We start from the raw sequence: 24,986 nt of genomic DNA, 5'->3' as shown, positions 1-24,986 counted from the left end.
ATGGCGACGTACGGACTATTGATCGATTACGAATACTGCACGAACTGCGGCTCGTGCCAGGTTTCCTGCAAGGAAGAGCACGGTTACCCGGTGGGCAAGACGGGCATCTCCGTGCACGCGGACGGCCCGTGGGCTATAGATGAGGACAACTGGAACTTCAACTACTTCCCGCTACCCACCGATCTGTGCGATCTGTGCGCGGACCGCACGGGTCAGGGTCGCGAGCCCATCTGCGTGCACCACTGCCTGGCCAACGTCATGCGCTACGGCGAGGTGGAGGAGTTGGCGAAGCGTCTCGCCGACAAACCCAAGCAGCTGCTCGTCGTGCCTCAGTACCTGCCCCGTGAGGCGCGAGGCGAGTTCGTTCACGTGGATCGGGGTGGCGATCACCGAGCGGCTCACGTGGAGGTGAAGGCCACCGGCGTGGCCGCGTTCGGCGCCCATCGCCATGACGCCAAGGTCGGCGAGATCGACGAATCGGACGTGATCGGGGAGATCCTCTAGGTTCGTTGCAAGGACGAACGGAGCGGGTGCCCGCACGCCTGGGGCGGGCACCCGATGGAAAGGCGCGCGCATGCGCGCTGGAAGGCGGGATGCTATGAAGAGCTTCGATCGAGCGGGCAGGACGGCGTATATACGCTATCGAGGTGGCGTGGCGGGGGAGCTGCCCCACGACGATCGGTCCCAAGACGAGCCGCTTGCGGTGCGTATAGGTGCCCATCGGGTTCCGAAGGGCGTCGAGCGAGCGCTCGACGTGCTGGAGGTGGGGGATAGCTGCACGCTGGTCATCCCTCCCGAGGAAGGTTACGGAGAGGCCGACCCGAAGCTCGTGCGTTGGTATCCGCGCTCGGTGCTCGACCACGGTTACGATATGAAGGAGGGCACGATGGTCATGTGGCAGAGCGCCGATGGGCTGGCGGCCAAGCCGGCCTCGATCGTCGATGCCACGAAGGACGCCGTGAAGATCGATCTCAACCACCCATACGCGGGCAAGACTCTCGAGTACTGGGTCGAGCTCGTGGATTTGACGTAGGGGTTGCGCCATGTGCTATCCCTGCACGATGTGCGGCCGCTGCGGGAAGTTCGACCCCGAGAGCCCCTTGTACACGCCGCCTCCGTCCATCCCGTGTCTCGTCTGCGGAGGCGAGGTCGATGCCGCCACGGGCGCGTGCCGGCAATGCGGCGCCGTCGCCTTCGCGCCGGTGGGCACCGGTTCGATCCTGGGGCTCGAGGATGAGGAGAGCGCCGGTGCGGATCGCCCCTCCTAAGGGGCGAGGCAAGGCTGCATGTCGCGAATAGTGCGACCAGAATTATAAGGTGTTCCGGCATTCCAGCGACAAACCGCCGCAGGCCTTGCGGCATGCGGCGGTTCTGGTTCAGCGGGCTCGGTGCTCAGGGGTTGCTTCGGGTCCGCGAAACGTCAGATTTGGCTTCGGACGCTTGAGAGCCCGAAGCGATGCGGTGCGGCATCGTTACTGCTCGCGGGCAGTGCCGGTGGCGTACTTGCTGCAGCGCGCCATGAACACGATGGAGCACACAAGGCCGATGAGGCCCACGATGCCGAGCGGCACGGCCACCATGGCCCAGCTGCCCGTGGATTCCACGATGGCTCCCGCGATGGGAGCGGCGGGGATGCCGCCGAAGTTGGAGCCGATGGGCAGCGCCGCCATGACCAACGCGACGCCGGCCGGGGTTTTGGCCGCCCATTGCGCGTTCGAGAACAGCGCTGGCGGCACGATGTTGGTGAACAGGCCCACGAGCACGGCGACGACGATGATCATGGCCTGGCCGGTGAACACGAACTGGATGACGCCGGCCACGGTGCACAGCACCATGGTTCCCACCAGCACGAGCGGCTGGTTCTTCACCTTGCTCAGCACCACGCCGATGATCAGCGAGCCCACGATGCCGGTGACGGTGGTGATGGACGACACGGAGTTTGCGGCGGCCATGTCCATGCCCACGAGTGGCGTCTGCAGGTAGGTGGGCGCCATGGCCGACCACACCGAGAAGATGAACGCGAAGCAGGCGAACACGATGACCAGCAGCCAGGAGTTCAGGGACGTGAGGCCCGCCCACGGCTTGACGTCGCCGCCCGCCGCGACCATCTCCATCTCCTCGGCATGGTCGATGCGGATGCAGAATACGGTGAGGAGCAGGCCGACGACCACGATGGCGAGGCAGACCCACCACACGCCCTGCCAGCTGCCGGTCGCGCTTAGGATCAGCGCGTAGAAGTTCAGCATGATGAGCGATCCCGCGGCGGTCCAGCAAGCCCAGATGGAGTTCGGCAGGCCGCGCTTGGCGGGGTCTTTGAACAGCAACGCGATGAGCGTGGGGCCGGCCGTGGCCAAGAAGCCGTTGCCCAGGCCGCCGATGAAGCGCGACGCGATGAACACCTCGACGTTGGGCGCGAGCACGCCCACGAGCGAGTCGAGCGCCATGCACACGAGCGCCGCCACGAGCATGCCCTTCGGGCCGATCTTCGTTTGGATGGCGCCAGTCGCGAATGCGATGATCGTGCCTGCGACCGAGCATGCGGACATGAACCAACCAGCCTCGCCCAAGCCGCATTGGAAGTACTCCATGAGACTTCCCATGGCGGGCGGAACCTTGAAGAAGCCGATGGCGAATACGGCTCCCATGACGAAAACGAGGACGAAATTCAGCCACGCGCTTCCGGTTTTGCTCTTCTCTGTCATGTTCCCTCCTTTGATGTAGTGAATTCCCCTTGACCGCCGTCAACGGCCTGCGCCATCCGTAGGGGCGCTCTCCAGAGCGCCCGCTCGCGCGGAGCGCGAGAACGCGAACGTCGGTTGCTTTTCCGGCTTCGCCGGAACGGGCGCTCTGGAGAGCGCCCCTACGGAGGCGTTAGTTCTGTCCCGGAGCCTTGGGCGCCGCCGGGGTCGCCGGAGCGCCCGGTGCTTTAGGTGCACCCGGGGCTCCCGGAGCGCCGGGAGCTCCTGCCGTGGCGGGCAGCTCGGCGCCGCATTGGGGGCAGGCGGTCGCGGCCGGTTCGCAAGAATGCCCGCACTGGGGGCACTTCTTGTTGAGCTCAACTGCCGTAGGTCTAAAACACATGGTCAAGCCTCTCTTTCTTAAGATCCTGTACTGCTCGGGTAGCGCGGACCGATCCACGAGCAGTATAGGAAACGGCGGTTTCGCCAGCCTATAGAGGTTGTTCCAAAAAGTCCTCCTCTTTTTTGGAGGTTCCTCCGTATCGCAAGCGCAAGCGTCCTCCCTAGAATGGCGCTATTCGACGAACGGTCGCATTCGCTAGGCGTTCGGCGATCCCCACAAGACGAGGGAAGAGAGGACAAGGTATGGAGTACAACAACGAGTACAACATGGACCTGTACCCGAAGAAGCTGCACTGGAAGGAGGGCGACCTCACCGCCACGCGCACGACCATGTGGTCGGGCCCGGGCTGCCACGAGGGCTGCCAGGTTATCTTCTACACCGATGACGACGGCAAGCTGGTGAAGGTGGAGGGCGATCCGAACAGCCCGTTCAACCAGGGCCGTTTGTGCATGCGCTGTCTCGAGCTACCCGAGCTCGTGAACCATGAGGAGCGCCTGCGCCATCCCATGAAGCGGGCGGGAGAGCGCGGCGAGGACAAGTGGGAGCGCGTGAGCTGGGACGAGGCGTACGACCTCATCGAGCAGAAGGTGCGCGAGTTCCAGGAGAAGGACGGACCCGAGTCCATCATCTCCATGATCGGCACCGGCCGCAACGTGTCGCAAGTCATTGCACACAACCAGTACGCGAACTTCGGCGGTCCCGACCTCACTCTGTGCTTCCTCTCGGGCGACTCGTGCATGCTGCCCCGCACGGCGCTCTGCTACGTGGTCATGGGCAACCAGTGGGTGGCCGACATGAGCCAGTTCCGTCCCGAGCGCTACGAGAACGACCCCGAGTGGCAGATTCCCGAGTGCGTCGTCATCTGGGGCACGAACCCGGTCGTGTGCAACTCCGACGCATTCCTCGGCCACTGGATCGTCGAGGCCATGAAGCGCGGCAGCGAGCTCGTTACCATCGACCCGCAGCTCACGTGGATCGCCTCGAAGTCGAAGTACTGGCTGCGCCTGCGCCCCGGCACCGACGCCGCGCTGGCGCTCGGCATGATGAACGTCATCATCGGCGAGGACCTGGTTGACCACGACTTCATCGACAAGTGGACGTACGGCTACGAGGCGCTGGCCGAACGCGTGAAGGACTACCCGGTTGAGAAGGTAGCCGAGATATGCTGGGTCGAGCCCGAGCTCATCGTGGAGGCCGCGCGTTTCTACGCCGGTGCGCACCCGTCCACCATCCAGTGGGGCCTCGCCGTGGACATGTCGAAGATCGGCACGCCTACGGCCCACGCCATCGCATGTCTGGCCGGCATCACGGGCAACATCGACAACCCGGGCGGCAACATCCTCATCGACCAGGCATGCGGTCTGGAGTTCGGCTACAACTCCGGCATCGAGTACCTGAAGGAGGGCATGGTCGAGAAGCGTTTGGGCAACTCCAAGTACAACTTGAAGAAATACGGCTTCACGGCGTCGTCCCAGTCCGACTGCATCCTCGTGGCGTGCGAGACCGGTCTGGACGAGAAGGGCGACCCGCGCCCCGTCAACATGCTGTGGATCCAGTCGGCCAACCCCATCACCAACATGGGCCAGGACGCCCCGCGTATCTACCGCGCCATGAAAAACGTGCCGTTCATCTGCGTGGTCGATCTGTTCAAGACCCCGTTCGCCGTGGCCTGCGCCGACTTGCTCCTGCCTTGCGCCATGTCCAACGAGCGCGACTGCATCCGCGTGTGGTTCGATCCGGTCCGCTCGCTCACGAAGTGCTCCAGCTTCTACGAGGCGAAGGAGGACGAGCAGATCATGATCGATCTGGGCCACCGTCTGAACCCCGACGCATGGCCCGAGTGGGTCAAGGAACCTCGCGATTACATGAACTGGCGTCTTCAGGTTGGCAACTGCGGCTTCACCATGGAGGAGCTGGAAGACCAGGGCGGTATGATCTACAACGACTTCCGCTACTACAAGTACGAGAAGGGCCTGCTGCGCCCCGACGGCCAGCCCGGCTTCATGACGCCCACGGGCCGCTACGAGTTCTACATCAGCCTGTTCGACAGCTGGGGCGTGGACGCGCTGCCGTACTACGAGGAGCCGCCCACCAGCCCGGTCGCCACGCCCGAGCTGGCCGAGGAGTACCCGCTCGTGCTCACCACCGGCAAGCGCTCGTTCGAGTTCTTCCACTCCGAATGGCGCCAGGCGAACACCACGAGCCGCGAGCTGCACCCGGTGCCGTACTTCGACATCCATCCGGAAACGGCGGCGAAGTACGGGCTGCACGAGGGCGAGTGGGCTTGGATCGAGAACCAGATGGGCAAGTGCCGCCAGGTCGTGCGTTTGAACGCGACGCTTGATCCGCGCGTCGTGTCCACCGAGCACGGTTGGTGGTTCCCCGAGCAGGAAGCCGCCGAGCCAAGCCTCTTCGGCGTGTTCGACTGCAACCCGAACAACCTCATCCCCATGTGCGAGAACGGGGACTCGGGCTACGGCGCGCCCATCAAGTGCGGCATGGCGAAGGTGTACCCTTGCACGCCCGACAACACCAAGCCCGAGGACATGCCCACCTACCAGGTGACGGCCACCAACGGCTACACGCACGGCCCGTCGCACAAGAGCGACGAGCCCAGCTTCTACGACTATCGCGCCGAGTAAAGGGGGAAACCAATGACTGAAAAGGGACAATACGGTCTTCTGATCGACTACCAGTACTGCTCGGGCTGCCATGCCTGCGAGGTGGCCTGCAAGAAGGAGCACGACCTGCCCAAGGGCGACTTCGGCATCAAGATCCTGCAGGACGGCCCGCGCGCGTGTTCGGACGGCGTGTGGGAGTACGACTATCTGCCCGTGCCCACGCACCTGTGCGACCTGTGCGCCGCGCGCGTGGAGGCCGGCAAGCTGCCCACCTGCGTGCACCATTGCCAGGCAGGCGTCATGGTCTACGGTCCGCTCGAGGAGTTGGCCGCGAAGGCCAAGCTGGCCGCGAAGGACAAGATGGTGATCTTCGCTAAGTAACATGTTCCGAGCTCCCTGGGCTGTTGGGTCCGGGGAGCGCGGATGTTCCGCGTTCTCGGTTCAGGCTGGCCCGGCGAGGTCGGCTGGAGCCGTTTGCGCGGATTTCAGGGGATTTGCAAACAAGGAGGTATCCAATGCAAGAGGAAAAGCTTTACCCATGGCGGTGGGCCATCCTTATCGGCATGACCGTCTTGCTCGTGAGCTTGCAGTTCTCGTTTATCGTGCCAGGCGGGGCGGCCATACTCGTGATGCAGGAGTACCAGTGCGAGCCCATGATGTTCTCCATGATCATGTCCATCCCGTATTTCTCGGGTGTGCTGTTCTGCATGGCCGGCGGCGTGTTCGCGGATCGCATCGGCTTGGGCAAGGTGTTCGCGGCGGCCTTCATCGTCTCGCTTCTGGGCGCGCTTGCGCGTTGCTTCTCGGGCGATTACTGGATGCTGTTCGCCTCGAGCTTCTTCATGGGCATGGGCGTGGCGGCGCTCAACGCCAACTCCGCCAAGCTGCTGCGCCTGTGGTTCCCCGGTACGGCGAACTCGTTCGCCATGGGCGTGTACACCGCCGGCATGTCGGCCGGCGCCGCGCTGGCCATCTGGTTCGGGTCCCGCGTGAGCGCTATCCAGGACGCTTGGTGGTTCAGCTTCGGCCTCATGTGCGTGGGCGTTATCGCGTGGTTCGCGGTGTACCGCAAGCATCCCGACGGCGAGCATCGGTCGAGCGAGCCGGTGGGCCAGTACCTGCGCGTGGTGGTGAGGAACTGGCACGTGTGGGCCGTCGCCATCGTGGCGTTCCTCGTGTTCGGCATGACGAATGTGAACGGCTCCTACATGGTGGCCGCCGTCACCACGCTCATGGGCGACCCGAGCCTCACGGCCGTGGCGGGCGATTTGTCCACGTTGAACACGGTCATCGCCTGCGTCGCCTCTATGGCGCTGCCCGTGGTGTTCGCGAAGCTGTTCAAGAACCTGCGTGCCCCCTTCATCATCTGCCTGGCGGGCACGGCCGTGTGTTTCGCGGTCGCGTTCTTCCTGCCGTACGGGCCGATCACGTGGGTGCTGTTCTGTATCCAACCCGTCCTCATGGCGTCGGTCATGCCGTTCACGAAGATGCTCCCCACGTTGCTTCCCAGCGTGAAGCCCGAGCACTACGGCGTGGTGGGCGGCATCCAGGCGACGTTCCAGAACTTCGGCATGTTCCTCATCGCGTCCTACATCATCTCGCCTATCGCCATTGCGGCTACGGGCGCGGTGGACGGCGTGCCGTACTACCAGGGCGTCTACGTTGCGACGGCCGTGCTGTGCGTCGTGGCTGTGCTGTCGTTGTTCCTGTTTCCGAACGTGCGCAGCTCCGTCGGCAGGAAGATAGCCGACGAGGGGACGGCCGCTTCCCGGGCGAAGCCTGCGAAGTAGCCGTTCGTTTCAAGGGGCCGTGCCAAGGGTGGTACGGCCCCTTGCCTATGGGTTGAATCGGAAATGAAAGAGGGCTTGCGCATGGGGAACTGCCACTACTGCATGAACTGCGGCCGCTGTCGCGGCGAGAAGCCCCCCGCCATCCTCGTGCGCCGCTGCCCTTCCTGCGGCCACGTGAACGAGCCGGGCTCAAACGCCTGTGCGGACTGCGGCGCCTCGCTCGCGTTGCAGACGGGCGGGGAGGGGCTTGCTCCGGGAGCGGTCTTGCGAAAACGCCGTTAGTCGCCTTTGGCGCCGCCGTGCGCCTCGGCGAACACCTGCTCGATGGACTCATGGCTGGTGGTGAGGAAGAACACCTTGAAATCGAGCAGCATGCGGTCGCGAGCGCTTTTCGTGGACAAATCGAAATCGAACCGCTTCTGTATCTTGTCGATGTGGTAGAGCACGGTGTTGCGGTGCATGTGCAGCCGTTGCGCCACCGCCGTCGCGTTGCGCTCGCTATGCAGGTAGAACCAGAACAGCGCGAGGTAGTTCGTGTCGTTCTCTTGGTCTTCGCGGTATATCTTCTGCAGCATGGTGTGCGCGAAGCAGAAGCGCATGAAGCGCTCGTCCTTGCCGGTGGGGTCCACGAGGAAGTACAGCAACGCGTCGTCGAACAGGTACACGCCCTTGCACGTTCCCTCGTCGGCGGCGAACAGCTCGCTTTCGATGGTGTTCTTCAGACCCAGCGCCAGCTTCGCCTGCCGGTAGGCCAGGTCGAGGTCGGTGATGCGCTCGAATATGCCGGAGACGCCGCTCACCACTCCGTAGGGTTCGAACACGCGCTCTTCCAATTCGTCGACGGTTTTTCGATGCGAGAGCCGGGCGTCGCTCGGCGGTGCGTAGAGCAGTGCGAGCACGTCGGTCTGGTAGGCGAAGCAGAACGCGCAGCCTTGGTTGAGGAAGGCGGCCGCCCGGGTGACGAGCGCCGCGCGCTCGGGTTCGGTGCCCTCGTCGATCTCGAGCACGACGAGTTTGAACTGGGTTTGCTCGTCGAGCGCCGCCAGGGCGAGCTGCGCGCGCACGTACTCGTCCGTCGCGGGCGCATGCTCGAGCATCTTCGCGAAGAAGAAGTAGTGGGGGATGTTCAGCTTCACCTGGGAGCGCCACAGGCGCTCGAACATCGGCATGGCGTGCCGCATGAGGATGGAGAACAGGTCCTTGAGCCCTTCGGTGAGCGGAAGGTTGCAGCACGACATGGACAGCGATCCGAAGTACGTGTGGTTCAGGTATATGGGGTGGGAAAGACGCGCATACGGCGTGAGGTCAGAGGGTTCTTTGGCGTAAAACTTCTTCTCGGGCAGGCGCTGGCGCTTCTCGGCTATCATCTGCGGGGTGAGGCAGCCGGTGTCCATGATGCGGCGGTGCAGGTCATCGGGCGGTTCGACAGAGGTCGTGCGGGCGATGACGTTGAAGGAGTTGTCGCTTACGAAGAGGAAGTTCTTCATGACTGGCGTGCTCGCGTCCAGCAGCTCGGTGAGCGTGCCCTGGCGCATGACTATGCGGTCGAGCTCGTTCTCCCAAACCAATAGGTGCATGAAATACGACTGCAGCAGAAAGATGAAGTAGGAGAACCGGTCGCGCTGACGCACGGCTATCAGGCGATCCGCCACGTCTTCTATATCCAAAGGGAGCTTTTCGTCGTCCGCCACGAGCACGACGGCAAAAGCGGCCGGCTTGTCACGAAGCAGGTCGGCCGCGTTGCCGGCGCGGCACACGAAAAGAAGGTGGGCGTCGCCCACGTCTTCGGGTGCGGAACTCGTCGAGCTTTCGCGAGAAACGGCAGCGAACCAGCGGAACGTGCGCCGCACTGCAGCTGGTCGATGCAGCACCTCGCAATCGGCCAGAAAATCAACCAGCATGGGCAGCGTGACCGACGGTAGGCTGCTTCCGCCAGTGGGCGCTAGGAAAACGCTTTCTCCAAAATCTTGGGATGCCACATGAACCCCCATTCAAATGTGACGATCGGAGCCGCGTCGGGCTTCGGATATACCCGATAGTATAGCAGGAGAAGCCTTCGCGCCCGGTCCTTCCTGTTTGATGCTTCTTACATGGTGATAAACTATATTAATCATGAGGGGAAGCTTCATGGACAAGCAGGGTGACTGACTGTTCGGGAAAAGGAGAGGTCCCATGTCCACCGTTAAGGCGTCGTGCCTGGTCTGCGGAGAGCCGCTGCAGTACTTCGAGGAGGCTCGGGAGGTGGCTTGCGCCATCTGCGGCAAGCGCGAGGCGGCGCACGCGGTCTGCCGGGAGGGCCACTACGTGTGCGACGCCTGCCATCGCAAAGAGGGCGTCGACCTGGTCATGGCCCGCTGCGCTTCCACGGACTCCCGCAACCCTATCGAAATCGCGCAGGACCTCATGGCCGACAAGGCGATCTACCCCAACGGCCCCGAGCACCACACGCTGGTGGGCGCGGCGCTGCTCGCCGCGTACCGCAACGCCGGCGGCGAGATCGACCTCGACCGCGCGCTCGCCGAGCTACGCGAGCGCAGCCTGAACGTGCCCGGCGGCGTCTGCGGCTTCTGGGGCGCGTGCGGCGCGGCCGTGAGCGCCGGCATGTACCTGAGCATCGTCACGGGCTCGACGCCCCTGACCGCGGAGCCATGGGCGCAGGCGCAGGGGCTCACGGCCCGCATCCTGGGATGCTTGGCCGAGATCGGCGGCCCGCGCTGCTGCAAGCGCACGTCGTTCGCGGCCATCCAGACAAGCGTGGGCTACACCGCCGAGGTGCTGGGCGTGCGCATGGAGCTGCCCGAGCGCATCGTCTGCGCGTTCGCCGCCCGCAACGCCGAATGCATCGGCGCCCGCTGCCCTTACTCGCGCGGGGCGTAGGACGATGCGGCGGAGGGGCGCTGCGCGGATAGGGTCGGCACGGGGTGCGCGTCAGGTCGTGGAACCAGGCAGGAGGGGCTTCGTCTCGGCGTCGCTCGTCAGCGCGCCTTCTCCTCGCTCGCGGCGATGACGGCGGCGGCCTTCTCCGGAGCCAGCGGGCGCGAGAACAGGTAGCCCTGCATGAGGTCGCACCCGCATTCGTTCAGGAAGACGCGCTGTTCCTGCGTTTCCACGCCTTCGGAGAGCACCTGCGAGCCCATGGCGGCGAAGCCGGACGTGAGCAGCCCGAAGAACTCGGTGAGGTGCTCGTCTTCCGTTACGGACCACAGAATGCTCTTGTCCAGCTTCACCACGTCGAACGGCAGCTCCAGCATCATGGAGATGTTCGAGTACCCGGTGCCGAAGTCGTCCAGATAGAAGCGCACCCCGTGGGCGTGCATGTCTTCCATGAAGGCGCGCACGGCGTCGGGGTTGGCGATGATGGCACTTTCCGTTACCTCGATGCGCAAACACGATGCGGGAATGCCGTGCCGCTCCACCACGGCCAACACCGATTCAGCCAGGTCGTCTTGGATGAACTGCACCGACGAGAAGTTCACCGACACGCCGCGGAACGCCGTGCTCGGGTGCTCGTCGCGATAGGAGCGGATGAACGCGCAGGTTTGGTCGAGCATGAAGTGGGTGATGTCCGCGATGACGCCGATCTGCTCGGCGATGGGAATGAACTCGTCGGGAGGGATGGACCCCATCTCGTCGTCTGTCAGACGGCACAGCGCCTCGGCTGCCACGAACCGCTGCTCGCTTTCGGACCAGACGGGTTGCAGGTTCATGGAGAACCCGCCGCTTTCCGTCGCTCGGCGAACGACGTCGGCGATGGCGCTACGCCGGTGGATGGCCTCCATCATGCCGGGCGTGCAGATGCACGGCATGTTCGGTCCCAGGCTTTTCGACTTCACCGTGGCGTACTCCAGCGCGGCCACCACGTCGCCGGGCGTGCGCGCGATGGCGGGATAGCTCACGGCTCCGATGGCGGCCCCTACCGTGTAGGAGTGCCCGCCGATGTGCCAAGGCTCCTCGAGGCGCTGCCTGAGCGGCGCAAGCAAGGCCGCGGTGCCGTCGTTCTCGCTCCGACCGGCGGCGTCGCCGGCGTCGTTCACGATGAGGGCGAACTGGTCGCCGCTGTAGCGGTAGAGCCGCGCTTCGCCCATCGACTCGAGATACGATGAGAACTCGCGCAGGAACCGGTCGCCGTTCTCGTGGCCGAACTTGTCGTTGATGAACTTGAAGTTCGACACCGACACGAGCGCCGCGGTGAACGGCTGGGCCTTCTCGTCCATGATGGACACCATTGATAGGAACTCCTGGCGGTTCGAGGCGCCCGTAAGCTGGTCCACTGAAAGACGCTTGTTCTGCAGGTACAGGTAGATGATAAGCAGCGAGCACGCCGCCGCCGACCCCGAGAGCAGGTAGGTGGGGAACAGCTGCTGCACGGCTATCACGACCACGGCGATGAGCGGGAACACGGCCAGAATGCGCTTGATGACGGGGTCGATGGGCGCGCGCGTGAACACGACCAGCGCGAAGCAGGCCACGCAGTAGAAGTAGAACACCAGGTACGTGGTGATGATGAACGGCCCTTGCAGGTAGGCGCCTGCCGCGCCGAAGGAGAACAGGCAGCCTGTGGGCACGTTCGCCAACACCAACAGGAAGTACGCGGCGCACGGCAGCGCGCTCAAGACGGAGAAGAGGCGCCCCACGGGCCGCGCCTCGCTCACCACGGCAACGGCGTAGTAGAAGTACGCGGCGCCCAGCAGCGGCGTCAGTGCGAAGTACAGCAAGGTCACGAAGTACGTGAGCGGCAGCAGCTCGGACGGCGCGTAGGCGATCATGAGCGTGGAGGCCAGGTTCGTGCCGATGGCCCCCAGCGTGGTGGTCAGGCACAGCCGGAACACGCGGTTCTTCAGCGAGGGCACCGCATGACTCTTGCGCGAGTACACGGAGATGATGAGCACGATGATGAAGGCGATAACTTCAGCCGATACGTTCCATTCCATGGTCGATAGCCGTCGAGCCTTCCGCTTGGTTTCCCCTCGTCATCCCGCATTGTACCCCTCTCGGTGCCATTGCCTTGGACAATTCCGCCGGGGTTGAGCGTCGGTTGAACCTCGGGGGGGGGGGGATCGTCGAAGCGTCGATGCGTGCACGAGGGACGCTGCCGCTCTAATGCGGTTCTTTCGCTATCATTTGCCCGCGCAGCTTCCGGCTGACCGTGCGCGTCGGCTATACTGGGCCGAAACACGAGGAAGGAGCGCATCATGCTGCATGCGGTTGAGGTGAGGCCCGACGTCTACTGGGTCGGAGGCGTCGATTGGAACGAGCGGAACTTCCACGGCTACACGACGGATAGGGGATCTACGTACAACGCCTACCTCATCATGGACGAGCATCCCACGCTCATCGACACGTGCAAGCCCGCGTTCGCCGACGAGCTTGTCGAGCGCGTGCGCGAGGTGGTGGATCCGGCGCGCATCGAGTACGTGATCGCGAACCACGTGGAGCAGGACCACTCCGGCGCCATCCCCGCCGTCTGCGAGCTCGCACCGAACGCGCGCATCTACGCGAGCGCCCCGCACGGGGTGAACGGCCTCGCGGCCCACTACGGCGACCGCGGCTACGTGCCCGTCAAGACGGGCGACACGCTCGACATCGGCAAGCGCACGCTCACGTTCACCCAGACCGTCATGGTGCACTGGCCCGACAACATGGTCACGTACTCCGACGCCGACCGCATCCTGTTCTCCAACGACGCCTTCGGCCAGCACTACGCCTCGTCGAAGCACTTCGACGACGAGGTGGGCCTGCCCGAGGTGCTCGCGCAGGCGAAGAAGTACTACGCGAACATCGTCATGCCCTACTCGCGCCACGTGCAGCGCGCGCTGGGGGCGCTCGGCGGCCTGGACGTCGACATGATCGCGCCCAGCCACGGCGTGATCTGGCGCAGCCACGTGCCCGAGATACTCGAAACGTACGCGCGCTGGAGCTCGCTTTCCCCCGACGACTACGCCGTGGTCGTCTACGACTCCATGTGGCACACCACCGAGGCCATGGCCCACGAGATACTTGAAGCGTTCATCGAGTGCGGCGTGTCCGCGCGCATGTTCGATCTCAAGGCGAACCACATATCCGACATCATGACCGAGGTGCTGTCGGCGAAGTACGTGGCCGTGGGTTCGCCCACGCTGAACAACGGCATGATGCCCACGGTGGCGGCGTTTTTGTGCTACCTGAAGGGCCTTTCGCCGAAGTCCGGCTGGGAGGGCCGCGTGGGCATCCCGTTCGGCTCGTACGGTTGGGGCTCGAACGGTCCCGACGAGGTGGCCGAGGTCCTGGGGAAGTGCGGTTTCGACCTCGCCCTCGGCACGCTCTCGCACCAGTGGACCGAGGACGCGGCCAGCCTCGAAGAGCTGCAAAAGGCTGTCGTGAGCGGCGTGAGGGCGTAAACTCGCCGGGCGTCTGGCGCGGGTTCGCCGTGCCGGGCGGTATAAGACGGTATAATTACGCCGATCCGCACAGCGATCTCCGCCCCTTTCTCGAGAACGCGGACGCCGTCGAGCGAAGCGAAAGGACCGCCATGCCAACCCCATTGGGAAAGACGCTGCTCATAGCCAACCCCACGGCGCAGAACGGCAACGGGGCCGCCGCGGCGCGGCGCGCCGGCGAGCTCTTGGGCGCCGCTCTGGGCCACGGCGCGCTCGACGTGGCGCTCACCGAGGCGCCCGGGCGGGCGGTCGACCTGGCGGCGGGCGCGGGTTCGTACGACACGGTGCTCGCCCTCGGCGGCGACGGCGTCATCCACGAGGCGGCGAACGGGCTCATGCGCCTGCCGCGGGAGGATAGGCCGGCGTTCGGCATCGTGCCCGTTGGCTCGGGCAACGACTACGCGCGCACGCTGGGCATGTCGGCCCGCTCGGTGGACGAGGCCGCGGCCCAGCTGCTCGCGGCGTCAAAGCAACCTGCCGACGTGGGTCGGTGCAACGGGGAGTTCTTCGTGGAAACGCTTTCGTTCGGCGTGGACGCGGCCATCGCGCTCGACACGGTGGAGCGGCGCAAGCGCACGGGCAAGACCGGCACGGCCCTCTATCTGGCCAGCGGCATGGACCAGCTGCTGCACCACCTGGACCGCCGCCGCTACACGGCCTCGTTCGACGGCGGCGCGCCCGTCGACGGCGAATCGTTCACGTTCGCCGTGCAGGTGGGTTCCACCTACGGCGGCGGCTTCCGCATCTGCCCCGACGCGCGCATCGACGACGGTCTGCTCGACGTGTGCATCGCGCATCCGCCGTTCGGTTTGGGCCGGGCCGTGCTCGTGTTCCTGCTGGCGAAAGGGGGCCGCCACACGGGCTTCGAGCAGATAGAGCTGCGCCGCGTCCGCACGCTCAGCGTGCGGTTCGACGAGCGCCCTCCCGTGCAGATCGACGGCGAGCCGCTCGTGGCCGACGAGTACGCCGTCGACGTCGTTCCGCACGCGCTCGACGTGCTCGTGCCCTGCTGAGGGGCGCGCTCCGCTACGGCACCAGCAGCGGCCTGGTGAGCCAGTCGAAGCGCTCCCAACGCTGGCGCGCGGCGATGTTCACGAACGCCTCGCGGCAGAACCGCACGACGGCGGCATGCGGGTCGTCGGCGCGCAGCACGTCCTCCAGCTTCAGGAAGTACTCGGCGCTCGCGGGGTCGTAGTACGCGCCGGGAACGGCCACGTCGGGCATGGGCCCCTCGAGGAAGGGGTAGGCCAGCACGAAGAACGCGGGGTCGTCGGCCTTCTCGTCGCCCGGCCAGAAGCCGAACTCGGCGAACTGCTCGTCGAACGCCACGCGCTCCACGATGCCGCCGTCGGCGGGGAAGGGGCAGGGCTTGCCCGAGAACAGCACGCAGGTCATGTCGAGCGTGCCCCAGAACAGCGACGGCGGCGTCTTCTTCCCGCGAAAGCCCGACGAGAAGTCCGTCAGGGCGCCTCGCGCGAACAGGCACTGCTCGAAGTAGCGCCTCGCGGCCCGCGCGTCGAAGGCGAGCGGTTCGGTGAGCGCGTAGAAGGGTTCTTGCGTGAACATCTCCTGCGGAACCGGGTAGATGGGCACCGTGTGCCCTGCGGCTTCGAGCATGAGCGTGAACCGCTCGTAGTAGTCGGCGACGGAGGCCCCGCTTTCCAAGGGGAAGGAGGCTTCCTGGCCGGACGTGGACACGGTCCTCATTTCCGGTTCGTCCAGACGCAGCTGGATCTCGAACCCGCCCGCGCCGTGCGGCACGAACCCGGTGGCGAACCCGTCGGGCGTGGCGTCGAGCAGCACATGGCCCCACTCGGGCTGCGGCTCCATGAGTTCCAGCTTCACTTTTCCCATCATCTGGGCCACCATGTGCAGCGCGATGCACGTCTCGCGCCATTGGCTGTACGTTTGCAGGTGCATGGCCTTCTCCTTGCGGTCGGGGTCGGGGGTTGTGGGGATTTCGACCGATACAGTCTAGCGGTGTCCCCGTCCGCCTGCGACGATGGCCCGAAGGCGTCATCGGGTCGTGGGGAAGGGGTTACGCGGGTGGCGGACGCCTCGCATTTCCGCTAGGATGGCGGGGTAATCGAATCGATGCCGCGCCCCCGTGCGCGCCGACAAGGAGTCCCATGAGCGCACAATTCCTCCCGGTCAACCGCCAAGACATGGTCGAGCGGGGCTGGGACCAGGTCGACTTCGCGTTCGTGTCGGGCGACGCGTACGTCGACCACCCCTCGTTCGGCATGGCCATCATCACGCGCCTGCTCGAGGCGCACGGCTACAAGGTGGGCGTCATCGCCCAGCCCGACTGGAACGACCCGGCGTCAGTGGCCGCGCTCGGCGAGCCGCGGCTGGCCTTCCTCGTGTCGGCCGGCAACATGGACTCCATGGTGAACCACTACACCGTGGCCCGCAAGCGCCGTCGCGAGGACGCGTACTCGCCGGGCGGCGCGGCGAACCTGCGGCCGAACCATGCGGCCGTCGTGTACTCCAACCTCATACGCCGCACGTTCAAGAGCACGCCCATCGTGTTGGGCGGCATCGAGGCCAGCCTGCGGCGGCTTGCGCACTACGACTACTGGTCCGACAAGCTCAAGCGCTCCATCCTGCTTGATTCCGGCGCCGACCTCGTGTCCTACGGCATGGGGGAGCATTCCATCGTGGAGATCGCCGACGCGCTCGCCGCCGGGCTCTCCATCGACGACATCACGTTCATCGACGGCACGGTCTATCGGGCGAGTTCCCTCGAGCACGTCTACGACGCGGAGACGCTGCCGTCGTACCCCGAGATGCAGGCCGACAAGCTGGCCTACGCGCGCTCGTTCGCCGTGCAGTACGCCAACAGCGACCCCTTCACCGGCAAGCGCTTGGTGGAGCCGTACTCCGACCACGAGTTCGTCGTGCAGAACCCGCCGTCGGCGCCCCTGTCCCAAGAGGAGATGGACGCCGTCTACCGCCTGCCCTACGCGCGCACGTGCCATCCCATGTACGAGCAGGCCGGCGGCGTGCCCGCCATCAAGGAAGTGAGGTTCAGCCTGACCAGCAACCGCGGCTGCTTCGGCGAATGCTCGTTCTGCGCGCTCACGTTCCACCAGGGGCGCATCGTGCAGACGCGCAGCCACGACTCGCTCGTGGCCGAGGCCGAGCTCATCGCGGCCGAACCCGACTTCAAGGGCTACATCCACGACGTGGGCGGCCCCACGGCGAACTTTCGCGCCCCCGCCTGCTCCAAGCAGCTCAAGGCGGGCGCGTGCCCGCACCAGCGCTGCCTGTTCCCCGACCCGTGCAAGCGCCTCGAGGCCGACCACGCTGACTACCTGAAGCTCCTGCGCCGCCTGCGCAAGCTGCCCGGCGTGAAGAAGGTGTTCGTGCGCTCGGGCATCCGCTTCGACTACGTGATGGCCGACAAGAAGCACGGCGACGAGTTCGTCCGCGAGCTCTGCGAGCACCACGTGAGCGGCCAGCTGAAGGTGGCGCCCGAGCACGTGTCCGACGCCGTGCTCGCCCACATGGGCAAGCCGCGCAACCTGGTGTACCAGCGCTTCGCGAAGCGCTACGAGCAGGTGAACGACGAGCTGGGCAAGAAGCAGTACCTCGTGCCCTACCTCATGTCGTCGCACCCCGGCTCCACGCTCGACGAGGCGGTAGAGCTGGCCGAGTACTGCCGCGATTTGGGCTACAACCCCGAGCAGGTTCAGGACTTCTACCCCACGCCGTCCACCATGTCCACGGCCATGTACTACACCGGCGTGGACCCGCGCACCATGCAGCCCGTCTACGTGCCGAAATCCCCGCGCGAGAAGGCGCTCCAGCGCGCCCTCATCCAGTATCGCGATCCGAAGAACCGACCTCTCGTGCTCGAGGCGCTGCGCAAGGCCGGCCGCATGGACCTGGTGGGCTACGGTCCGAAGTGCCTCGTGCGCCCCGAGAAGGCCGCCTCGGACGCCAAGGGCGCGCGCGGCAAGGCGTCGAGCTCCTCCACGCTGCGGAAAGCCGACGGCAGGGCGTCGCGCGGCGCCTCGTCGAGCTCCGCCCCGAAGAAGGGGAGCGGCAAGGCCGTAGCGCCGAAGCCCGCCGGCAAGGGCGGCAAGAAGGGCATGGACGCGCGCAGGGGGTCAAAAGGCTCGAAGGGGCCGGCAGGACGCTCGCAGGCGAAAGGCTCGGCCCCGCGCGGCCAAGCGGACAAGCCGCGCAAAGGCCGGCGATAGCCGCCGGGACGCATCCGCAGGGGCGGGCTGCCGCCCGTCCGACGCGATGCCGTCGAAGAAAGACGAACCGCGCGGCGCGCGCCCCGTGCGGTTCGCGCACGTCGGGCAAACACGTCGCCTCACCCGTCTTTTTTGATCTCACCCCATCTTCTCACCCCCATAACCCCGCCCGAGGGGGCATGACCCGCCCCGGCCCTCTTCTTAGAATCTTCTCCAGAAGCTCGCGGTTCTCGTCGGCTGCGGCTTCCCCACAGACGAGTTGTTTCGCTGAAACGAGAAGAAAGGTAGGGGTCAATGGATGAGATGAAAGCCGCGCCTGCGGTGAAGCTCGATACGCTGTCCGACGTGAACGACCTCGGCAAGCCGTGGCGATACGAGGAGGATGGGCTCACCGTCACCCGCCTGTCCCCGTGGTCCGCTCCGGGCTGCCACCCGACGGGGTGCGGCCTGAAGGTGTACACCGATGAGAACCAGAAGGTCGTGCGCGTCGAAGGCGACGAGAACCATCCCGTTACGCAGGGCCGCCTTTGCGTGCGCTGCATCACGCTCATGGACTACCTGTACAACCCCTCGCGCATCATCCATCCGATGAAGCGCGATCCGAAAGACCGCGGCAACGCCGAGAAGTGGGAGCGTTGCACCTGGGAAGAGGCGCTGGACATCATCCAGGAGAACTACGACCGCATCACCAAGGAGTTCGGCCGCGAAAGCTGCGTGTGCTTCACGGGAACCGGGCGCGAGGGCGGCACGTTCAACCCGTACGGCAGCGTCATGCTGGGCACCCCGAACTACTGCTACACGCAGTCGGGCTACGCCTGCTACATCCCGCGCCTGGCCGCCTCCAGCTACATCATAGGCGCCGCGTATCCGGAGATCGACTACGCCTGCGCGTTGCCGGAGCGCTTCGACGACCCGGCCTACGAGCTGCCCGAGTGCCTGATCATGTGGGGCAAGATGCCGCTTTCCTCGAACGGCGACGGCCTGTTCGGACATGCCGTCGTGGACATGATGCGCCGCGGCACCCGCTTGATCATGGTCGATCCGCGCATGAACTGGCTCGCCAGCCGCGCCGACATCCACCTGCGCCTGCGCGCCGGCACCGACGCGGCGCTGGCCATGGCCATGCTCAACGTCATCATCAACGAGGGCCTGTACGACCAGCAGTACGTCGATTGCTGGTGCTACGGCTTCGACGAGCTGAAGGCGCGCGTCAACGATCCGGAGAAGGGCATGACGCCCGCCAAGGCGGCGGAGGTGTGCGGCATCCCCGAAGAGAAGATCGTCGCTGCGGCGCGCATGTACGCGCAAGCCAAGCCCGCCAGCATCTCCTGGGGCCTGGCCATCGACCAGAAGGCCAACGGCATGCAGGCCGGCCAGTGCATCCTGGACCTCATGGCCATCACGGGCAACATCGACGTGCCGGGCGGCAACCTTTTGGGCGATGCGACCACGGGCCTGAACGAGGTTGGATTCGGCTTCGAGAAGGGCGTCGGCGACCTGGCGAGCAAGATGGTGGGCCTCACCGAGTACCCGGCCTACTGCAACCTCATCATGAACGCGCACGCCGACATGATGCTGAAGGCGATGGAGACGGGCGAGCCGTACCCCATCAAGTTCGGAATGTACTGCGGAAACAACCTCATGTCGTGCACGTCGGCGGAACCGAAGCGCTGGCATGACGCCATCCTCAAGTCGCTCGAGTTCTGCTTCACCATCGACACGTTCATGACCCCTTCGGCGCAGGCGTCGTGCGACGTGTTCCTTCCGCTGGCCGCCTCCGCCGAGCGCGACGGCACCACGTTCACGCATTACGGCGCGTCCATGGGCATCAAGGGCTTCTCGCAGGCGGCAACCCGCACGGGCGAGGCGCTCACCGACGCCGAGGCGTGCTTCAAGATCGGCAAGCGCCTGAACCCCCATTGGTGGGAGGACTACGAGACGGTGGACGACTTCATCAACCACCTGCGCTTGAGCAAGAAGTTCGACTTCCGCGACGTGGCGAAGAGCGTGTACGTGCAAGACGAGGTGCTCTACCGCAAGAACGAGTGCGGACGTTTGCGCGGCGACGGCAAGGTGGGCTTCAACACCCCGACGGGCCGCATCGAGCTGTACTCGACCATCTTCCAGCAGTTCGACGACGATCCGCTGCCGTATTACGAGGAGCCCCAGTACAGCCCGGCCGCCACGCCCGAGCTTTTGGGCGAGTACCCGTTCGTGCTGACGACCGGCGCGCGCCCCTACGCGTTCTTCCATTCCGAGAACCGCCAGATCCCGTTCTGCCGCGAGTTGAACCCCGACCCCATCGTGGAGATCAACCCGAGGACGGCCAAGAAGCTGGGCATCGCCAACGGCCAGTGGGTCGAGCTGTGGAACCAGTTCGGCAGCTGCAAGCAGAAGGCGAAACTGACCGAAACCGTGGACGAGCAGACCATCCACGCGCAGCACGCCTGGTGGTTCCCCGAGGAGGAGGGGAGCGAGCCCAACCTCTACGGCAACTTCCGGTCGAACGTGAACAACCTGGTGCCGAACTTCCACTTCGGCAAGCTGGGCTTCGGCGCGCCGTTCAAGTGCCTGCTGTGCAACGTGAAACCCATCGACGAGTGCCTGGACACCGATATGGACCTCGTTTGGAACAAGTTCAAGAGGGAGGACCAGTAATGGAAGCTCAAGTAGGACTGCTGATCGACTACGAATACTGCACGGGCTGCCAGTCGTGCGAGGTGACCTGCAAGGAAGAGCACGGCTATCCCGTGGGGAAATGGGGCATCCACGTGCTCGAGGAGGGTCCTTGGGAGATCGAAGACGGCAAGGGGGTGTTCAACTACAACTACGTGCCGGTGCCGACCGACCTGTGCGACCTGTGCGCCGACCGCACGGGCAAGGGGCGCGAGCCCATGTGCGTGCACCATTGCCTGGCGAACGTCATCACGTACGGACGGATCGAGGACTTGGCTAAGAAGGCGGCGGCGAAGGGCAAGCAAGTGCTCTGGGTGCCGCAGTACAAGCCGCTCGAAGCCAAGGGCGAGTTCGTGGCCACGAAGAAGAACAGGCCCGCGGAGGTGGCGGCGCCGGTTGAGATCGAGTCCAACGACGCATGGTCGACGGCGGCGCATCGCCGTTCCGACGACGACCACTTCGAGCTGGGCCTGGTTGAGTAACTGCGAGACCTATCATTGGCCGGCATGGCTTCGACCGCTTTCGTCGGTCATGCCGGCCGTCCTCGAGGCAAGGAGCATCCGATGAGGAACAACCAGCGATTCGGCGCGTGCGCGTACGTCCGCTATCGCGGCGGCGTGGCGGGCGAGCCGGCAACCGACGATCGCTCGCAGGGCGACCCGGTGAAGATCGTCCTTGGCGCGGGGAGCGTGGTCCCCGGCATCGAGGACGCGTTGAGCGAAATGGCTCCGGGGGAGGAGCGCGTGGTGCGCGTCCCTCCCGAGGAGGCATACGGCGCCTACGATCCCGACGGCCTGCAGACCTACCCGCGCACGATGTTCTCGTTCGGCGCCGAACTCGAGGAGGGCGACGTGTTCCAATGGAAGAACCCCGCTTCCGGCCTGCCTATTCCCGTGCGCGTCGTCGAGGCTCACGAGCATGCCGTGCGCGTCGACTTCAACCATCCTTTCGCCGGCAAGACGCTGGAATACTGGTTGAAGGTCGAAAAGATCGTCGATTAAGGCGCGGCGGTGAACTGCTTTCCCTGCCGCGGCCCCGCATGCAACAGCTGCGGGAAGTTCGACCGTACGAACAACCTGGTCGCTCGCAACAACTCCGCCCGCTGCGCCTCGTGCGGCGGGCGGGTGGACCTGTTCTCGGGCACGTGCTTGGAATGCGGGCGGGCCGTGCTGGCCCCTCCCGGCCAGTCGTCCGCGGCAAGCGAGCTGCCCGGCGTGTTCCAAGTCGAGAGCAAACATGATCGGGAAGCTTGATTGAACGGATGCGGCAAGGCCCCGTATAATAGACGGCGTGTCCGAGTGGCGGAACGGGGGATGTGCGATGCGGTTTGAATCGGTTCCGAATGCGTCTGATCGCAAGGTGCCGGACGGTTTCTTGAAAAGGAAGTTCCAAGCGCCCTCCGCTCCGTTGCCGTACGTAGACGAAAAGGCGATCACCGAACGGGTGAGGGACGCGTCGACGTGGCGCGCGTGCCTGCTTTCCGCCCCGGCCGGTTACGGGAAGACCGCGCTGCTGGCGCAGTGGTTCCGCATGTTCCGAGAGTGCGATTCGACGGTGCCGCTCTGGGTTACGCTCGACGCCCACGACGCGCGCGCCGATCGGTTCCTTCAGTCGCTCGCCTATTGCTTCGCCGACGTCGATGGACGGTTCGCCCGCTTGGCGGAAGCCGAAGCGCTCGTGTCGGGGGTCGAGGCGCTGGCCGTGGAGTTCGTCAACCTCGCCGACGAGGCGTGTCCGCCCGAAACGGACTACGTGGTGTTTCTGGATGCCTACGACACCGCCTTGTCGGTCGATTTCGACGAAACGCTGGTGTTCCTGAACCGCAACATGGGCTCCAACGTGCGCTTCGTGGTGGCGGGCAGGTACCTGTCCCCTCGAATCGACGATCTGCTGCTCGACTCCCCGGTCATCGAATTCGGCGCCGCCGACATGCTGTTCGACGACGGTCGCTTCCGCGCGTTGGCGTCGGCGCTTCTTCCGGGATTGGAGGAGGGCGATTATCGGGCCTTGGTGGAGGAGGGCGGCCGCTGGCCGCTGCTGCTCGTGTTCGCCGGGCTGGCCCGCAAGCGCGCGCGAACCCCGCAGGATATGCGGCGTCGGGTGCAAGGATACTGCAGACGCTTCTTCGAAAGGGAGGTCATGGCGCGCTTGGATGCCGCGACCTGCGAGTTCGTCATCGAGACCTCGCTTCTCGAGGATCTGGACCCCGAGCTGTGCAACCATGTGACCGGCCGCAACGACGCCGTCGTCATGCTCGAGCAGTTGGAGGCGAAAAACCTGTTCGTGAACTACCGCGCCGAAGGGCGCGTGTGGCGCTACGCGCCGTTGTTTCGCGATTACCTGCAAAGTAAGCTCCTCTGCCTGCATCGAAGCCAGATAGAGAAGCTTGCCAGCAGGGCCGGAGAGTGGTTCGCCGAGCGCGGGCGGACGTGCGATCATGCCAGATGCCTGGCCATCACCTGCGATCCGTACTACGCGGAAGGGACCATCGCCAGCTCCGTAGGGCTTGTCCGCGACGATGCGCAGGAAAGCCTCGTCGAGCATTTGCTCGCCCGCCCCGCGGCGGAGTTCGAGACCGACCCCTACCTCGCTTGGGTCGCGGCATGGGACTGCCTTTCGGCGGGGCTGGTGGGCGAGGCCAGAGGCTGGGTGGCCGTCGCCCTCGATCTGGGGGAAGACGAGGGCGCGAAAACGGCTTCCCGGTTCATCGGAGCGCTGTGCCTGGCGCTCGAGGGCGACAGCGCCGGTTCGCTCGCCATCATTCGCGAGCTTCTAGGAGAAGGCTCCGTTTCCGTCCCGCGCCAGTTCCAGTGCCTGCTCATGCACATGGAGGGAGAGAACTGCGAGCGCCTGGGCCAGGTGAAGCAGGCGCGCGACCTGTACCTGAAGGCGTATTCCCTGGCCGAGCGGGCCGACAGCTCGTTCTACAAGCTGTTCGACCTGTACCTGCTGGCACAGTATTACCTCAGCCTGGGCGATTTCGAAGGGGCCGAGACCACCGCCTGCAAGGCGTTGGCGTCGGTGCGTCAGAGCGCTCCCTTGCATGGGGCCTTCCTGGCCGTGCAGGCCTCCATACGCGTCGAGCGGCACGAGCTGGAAGAGGCGGCCGAGCTGATGGAGCGAGCCCTGCAAAGCGTGTCGCGCAGCGCCAACGTCGACATGTACGTCGACGTCTGCCTGGTGCGCGCGCGTATGGAGCGCGTGCGGGGCAACGGCATCGAGGCGCTGGGCGTCATGACCGACCTGGTCGATTTCATCGACGGGAAGTGCGTGCCCCGCAACATGGGCATGCGGGCGCATGCCCTGAAGGCGGCGCTGGCCGTGGAGTTCGGCGAGATGTCGGCCGCTCGGTCGAGCGAGCGCGCGATAGACGGGTTCCTCGACGATCCCGACCTGTTCCGCTCCCTGCCGTGCGTGTTCGCGAAGGCGCGCGTGCTGTGGGCCCTCGACCGGCGGGAGGAGTGCCTCGCGCTGCTCGATGCGAACCAGGGGCGCGTGGCGGGAAGCGGCAGCGCGTACCTGCTCGCGCAGTTCTTCATCTTGCGCAGTTCGTATCGCGCCGAGGAGGGCGACGAGACGCGGGCCATGGTCGACCTCAACCAAGCGCTCGAGCTGGCCATGCAGAACGACTACATGAGCGTTTTCCTCGAGGGGAAAACCTGCGTGCGCGAGCTGCTGCTGAAGCTGGTCGTCGGGCGCAAGATATCTTTCGCGGTGCGCGCCTACGCCAAGGAGGCCTTGCTTTTGTTCGGGGGCGAGGTCGAGCTCGACGAGAGCATCGCCCTGAAGAGCGGCGGCGTGCAGGGCTATTACGCGCTGACCGAGCGCGAGCGCGAGATCCTGCACAAGCTGAACTCCGGCATGTCGCGCGGAGAGATAGCCGTGTCGTTCGGGATATCCCAGAACACGGTGAAGTCGCATTTGAAGAACATCTACTCCAAACTGGGCGTTCGCACGCGCTCCGAGGCGTACAAGGCCAGCGAGCGCGAGTACGGCGGCATGGGAGGCGACGAGTAGGCCTGTTCGACCGTACGAATATCACCCTCATATCACCCGTTCCCACCCCGTAAAATCCTACGGGGTGGGTCTGCTTCCGGGGGGCGGGACTTTCTATCATGGTGCCAGCGCTTGGGGAAAGCGCGTGCGGATCGGGGAATTTCCAGAGGCGTCTCCTGGGGCAGGCGGGCTCGCCCG

At 65.3% G+C, this 24,986-nt stretch carries 20 protein-coding genes; 16 read left to right on the top strand and 4 right to left on the bottom strand.

Going from position 1 to position 24,986, the window contains the following annotated elements; translation table 11 throughout:
- From C1878_RS17045 to C1878_RS02675, 3 genes are all read left to right on the top strand, one after another.
- The gene (locus tag C1878_RS17045) at positions 1–504 is read left to right on the top strand and encodes an oxidoreductase (protein ID WP_114600176.1); all 504 of its coding nucleotides are present in this window, start codon (positions 1–3) and stop codon (positions 502–504) included.
- 94 nt (positions 505–598) lie between these two features.
- Positions 599–1,033, top strand: coding sequence for a peptidylprolyl isomerase (locus C1878_RS02680; protein ID WP_158539680.1), 435 nt, complete (start codon positions 599–601; stop codon positions 1,031–1,033).
- Between the two features lie 10 nt (positions 1,034–1,043).
- Positions 1,044–1,268: a hypothetical protein gene (locus C1878_RS02675; RefSeq protein ID WP_114600174.1), complete on the top strand. Its 225-nt coding sequence runs from the start codon at positions 1,044–1,046 to the stop codon at positions 1,266–1,268.
- Between the two features lie 204 nt (positions 1,269–1,472).
- Here the strand turns inward: C1878_RS02675 and C1878_RS02670 are convergent, their stop codons facing one another.
- A complete protein-coding gene (locus C1878_RS02670) occupies positions 1,473–2,702 on the bottom strand; it encodes a CynX/NimT family MFS transporter (RefSeq protein WP_114600173.1) in 1,230 nt (409 codons plus the stop codon).
- Positions 2,703–3,323: 621 nt separating this feature from the next.
- Here C1878_RS02670 and C1878_RS02660 point away from each other — a divergent pair.
- From C1878_RS02660 to C1878_RS02645, 4 genes are all read left to right on the top strand, one after another.
- Positions 3,324–5,723, top strand: coding sequence for a molybdopterin-dependent oxidoreductase (locus tag C1878_RS02660; protein ID WP_114600172.1), 2,400 nt, complete (start codon positions 3,324–3,326; stop codon positions 5,721–5,723).
- Between the two features lie 12 nt (positions 5,724–5,735).
- On the top strand, positions 5,736–6,083 hold the full coding sequence (locus C1878_RS02655; RefSeq protein ID WP_114600171.1) for an oxidoreductase: 348 nt from the start codon (positions 5,736–5,738) through the stop codon (positions 6,081–6,083).
- Positions 6,084–6,217: 134 nt separating this feature from the next.
- Positions 6,218–7,492 (top strand): CynX/NimT family MFS transporter, encoded by a 1,275-nt coding sequence (locus tag C1878_RS02650; RefSeq protein WP_114600170.1) that lies wholly within the window; start codon positions 6,218–6,220, stop codon positions 7,490–7,492.
- Between the two features lie 81 nt (positions 7,493–7,573).
- Positions 7,574–7,774, top strand: coding sequence for a zinc ribbon domain-containing protein (locus C1878_RS02645; protein WP_158539678.1), 201 nt, complete (start codon positions 7,574–7,576; stop codon positions 7,772–7,774).
- On the opposite strand, the gene C1878_RS02640 is transcribed toward C1878_RS02645, so the two are convergent.
- Positions 7,771–9,471, bottom strand: coding sequence for a CdaR family transcriptional regulator (locus C1878_RS02640; RefSeq protein WP_158539676.1), 1,701 nt, complete (start codon positions 9,469–9,471; stop codon positions 7,771–7,773). The two genes, C1878_RS02645 and C1878_RS02640, sit on opposite strands and share 4 nt — an antisense overlap.
- Before the next feature lie 193 nt (positions 9,472–9,664).
- Here C1878_RS02640 and C1878_RS02635 point away from each other — a divergent pair, with 193 nt between their 5' ends.
- A complete protein-coding gene (locus tag C1878_RS02635; protein ID WP_114600167.1) occupies positions 9,665–10,369 on the top strand; it encodes a DUF5714 domain-containing protein in 705 nt (234 codons plus the stop codon).
- Between the two features lie 98 nt (positions 10,370–10,467).
- Here the strand turns inward: C1878_RS02635 and C1878_RS02630 are convergent, their stop codons facing one another.
- Positions 10,468–12,423 (bottom strand): EAL domain-containing protein, encoded by a 1,956-nt coding sequence (locus C1878_RS02630; protein WP_114600166.1) that lies wholly within the window; start codon positions 12,421–12,423, stop codon positions 10,468–10,470.
- Positions 12,424–12,684: 261 nt separating this feature from the next.
- On the opposite strand from C1878_RS02630, the gene C1878_RS02625 reads away from it, so the two are divergent.
- Positions 12,685–13,869, top strand: a complete 1,185-nt coding sequence (locus C1878_RS02625; RefSeq protein WP_114600165.1) for an FprA family A-type flavoprotein — start codon at positions 12,685–12,687, stop codon at positions 13,867–13,869.
- Positions 13,870–14,000: 131 nt separating this feature from the next.
- Entirely contained in the window at positions 14,001–14,921 is a 921-nt protein-coding gene (locus C1878_RS02620) for a diacylglycerol kinase family protein (protein WP_114600164.1), read from the top strand.
- A 13-nt stretch (positions 14,922–14,934) separates the two neighbouring features.
- Here the strand turns inward: C1878_RS02620 and C1878_RS02615 are convergent, their stop codons facing one another.
- Positions 14,935–15,828, bottom strand: coding sequence for a DUF5996 family protein (locus C1878_RS02615; RefSeq protein WP_114600163.1), 894 nt, complete (start codon positions 15,826–15,828; stop codon positions 14,935–14,937).
- A 209-nt stretch (positions 15,829–16,037) separates the two neighbouring features.
- Between C1878_RS02615 and C1878_RS02610 the strand changes: the two genes are divergently transcribed.
- The 6 genes from C1878_RS02610 (at position 16,038) to C1878_RS02585 (ending at position 24,809) form a co-directional block, all read left to right on the top strand.
- On the top strand, positions 16,038–18,116 hold the full coding sequence (locus C1878_RS02610) for a YgiQ family radical SAM protein (RefSeq protein ID WP_114600162.1): 2,079 nt from the start codon (positions 16,038–16,040) through the stop codon (positions 18,114–18,116).
- A gap of 294 nt (positions 18,117–18,410) precedes the next feature.
- On the top strand, positions 18,411–20,774 hold the full coding sequence (locus tag C1878_RS02605) for a molybdopterin-dependent oxidoreductase (protein WP_199519273.1): 2,364 nt from the start codon (positions 18,411–18,413) through the stop codon (positions 20,772–20,774).
- Positions 20,774–21,274 (top strand): oxidoreductase, encoded by a 501-nt coding sequence (locus C1878_RS02600; protein ID WP_114600161.1) that lies wholly within the window; start codon positions 20,774–20,776, stop codon positions 21,272–21,274. The genes C1878_RS02605 and C1878_RS02600 overlap by 1 nt, the downstream gene beginning before the upstream one ends.
- Positions 21,275–21,355: 81 nt before the next feature.
- Positions 21,356–21,793 (top strand): peptidylprolyl isomerase, encoded by a 438-nt coding sequence (locus C1878_RS02595; RefSeq protein WP_158539674.1) that lies wholly within the window; start codon positions 21,356–21,358, stop codon positions 21,791–21,793.
- A 9-nt stretch (positions 21,794–21,802) separates the two neighbouring features.
- A complete protein-coding gene (locus C1878_RS02590; RefSeq protein WP_114600159.1) occupies positions 21,803–22,045 on the top strand; it encodes a hypothetical protein in 243 nt (80 codons plus the stop codon).
- A gap of 190 nt (positions 22,046–22,235) precedes the next feature.
- Positions 22,236–24,809, top strand: a complete 2,574-nt coding sequence (locus tag C1878_RS02585; protein WP_147272890.1) for a LuxR C-terminal-related transcriptional regulator — start codon at positions 22,236–22,238, stop codon at positions 24,807–24,809.
- Positions 24,810–24,986: the final 177 nt, after the last annotated feature.

Origin of the sequence: Gordonibacter sp. 28C (assembly GCF_003339845.1) — a bacterium.
GTDB lineage: Bacteria > Actinomycetota > Coriobacteriia > Coriobacteriales > Eggerthellaceae > Gordonibacter.
The sequence above is the reverse complement of the archived record's forward strand: the minus strand, read 5'-3'. Positions and strand labels throughout refer to the sequence as shown.

Bases quoted from the DNA above. Each gene is read 5' to 3' on its own strand.
- C1878_RS02635 (WP_114600167.1), top strand. From the start codon at position 9,665: ATGTCCACCGTTAAGGCGTCGTGCCTGGTCTGCGGAGAGCCGCTGCAG.
- C1878_RS02610 (WP_114600162.1), top strand. From the start codon at position 16,038: ATGAGCGCACAATTCCTCCCGGTCAACCGCCAAGACATGGTCGAGCGG.
- C1878_RS02615 (WP_114600163.1), bottom strand. From the start codon at position 15,828: ATGCACCTGCAAACGTACAGCCAATGGCGCGAGACGTGCATCGCGCTG.
- C1878_RS02670 (WP_114600173.1), bottom strand. From the start codon at position 2,702: ATGACAGAGAAGAGCAAAACCGGAAGCGCGTGGCTGAATTTCGTCCTC.
- C1878_RS02660 (WP_114600172.1), top strand. From the start codon at position 3,324: ATGGAGTACAACAACGAGTACAACATGGACCTGTACCCGAAGAAGCTG.
- C1878_RS02605 (WP_199519273.1), top strand. From the start codon at position 18,411: ATGGATGAGATGAAAGCCGCGCCTGCGGTGAAGCTCGATACGCTGTCC.
- C1878_RS02620 (WP_114600164.1), top strand. From the start codon at position 14,001: ATGCCAACCCCATTGGGAAAGACGCTGCTCATAGCCAACCCCACGGCG.
- C1878_RS02600 (WP_114600161.1), top strand. From the start codon at position 20,774: ATGGAAGCTCAAGTAGGACTGCTGATCGACTACGAATACTGCACGGGC.
- C1878_RS02675 (WP_114600174.1), top strand. From the start codon at position 1,044: ATGTGCTATCCCTGCACGATGTGCGGCCGCTGCGGGAAGTTCGACCCC.
- C1878_RS17045 (WP_114600176.1), top strand. From the start codon at position 1: ATGGCGACGTACGGACTATTGATCGATTACGAATACTGCACGAACTGC.
- C1878_RS02645 (WP_158539678.1), top strand. From the start codon at position 7,574: ATGGGGAACTGCCACTACTGCATGAACTGCGGCCGCTGTCGCGGCGAG.
- C1878_RS02680 (WP_158539680.1), top strand. From the start codon at position 599: ATGAAGAGCTTCGATCGAGCGGGCAGGACGGCGTATATACGCTATCGA.
- C1878_RS02655 (WP_114600171.1), top strand. From the start codon at position 5,736: ATGACTGAAAAGGGACAATACGGTCTTCTGATCGACTACCAGTACTGC.
- C1878_RS02625 (WP_114600165.1), top strand. From the start codon at position 12,685: ATGCTGCATGCGGTTGAGGTGAGGCCCGACGTCTACTGGGTCGGAGGC.
- C1878_RS02595 (WP_158539674.1), top strand. From the start codon at position 21,356: ATGAGGAACAACCAGCGATTCGGCGCGTGCGCGTACGTCCGCTATCGC.
- C1878_RS02630 (WP_114600166.1), bottom strand. From the start codon at position 12,423: ATGGAATGGAACGTATCGGCTGAAGTTATCGCCTTCATCATCGTGCTC.
- C1878_RS02650 (WP_114600170.1), top strand. From the start codon at position 6,218: ATGCAAGAGGAAAAGCTTTACCCATGGCGGTGGGCCATCCTTATCGGC.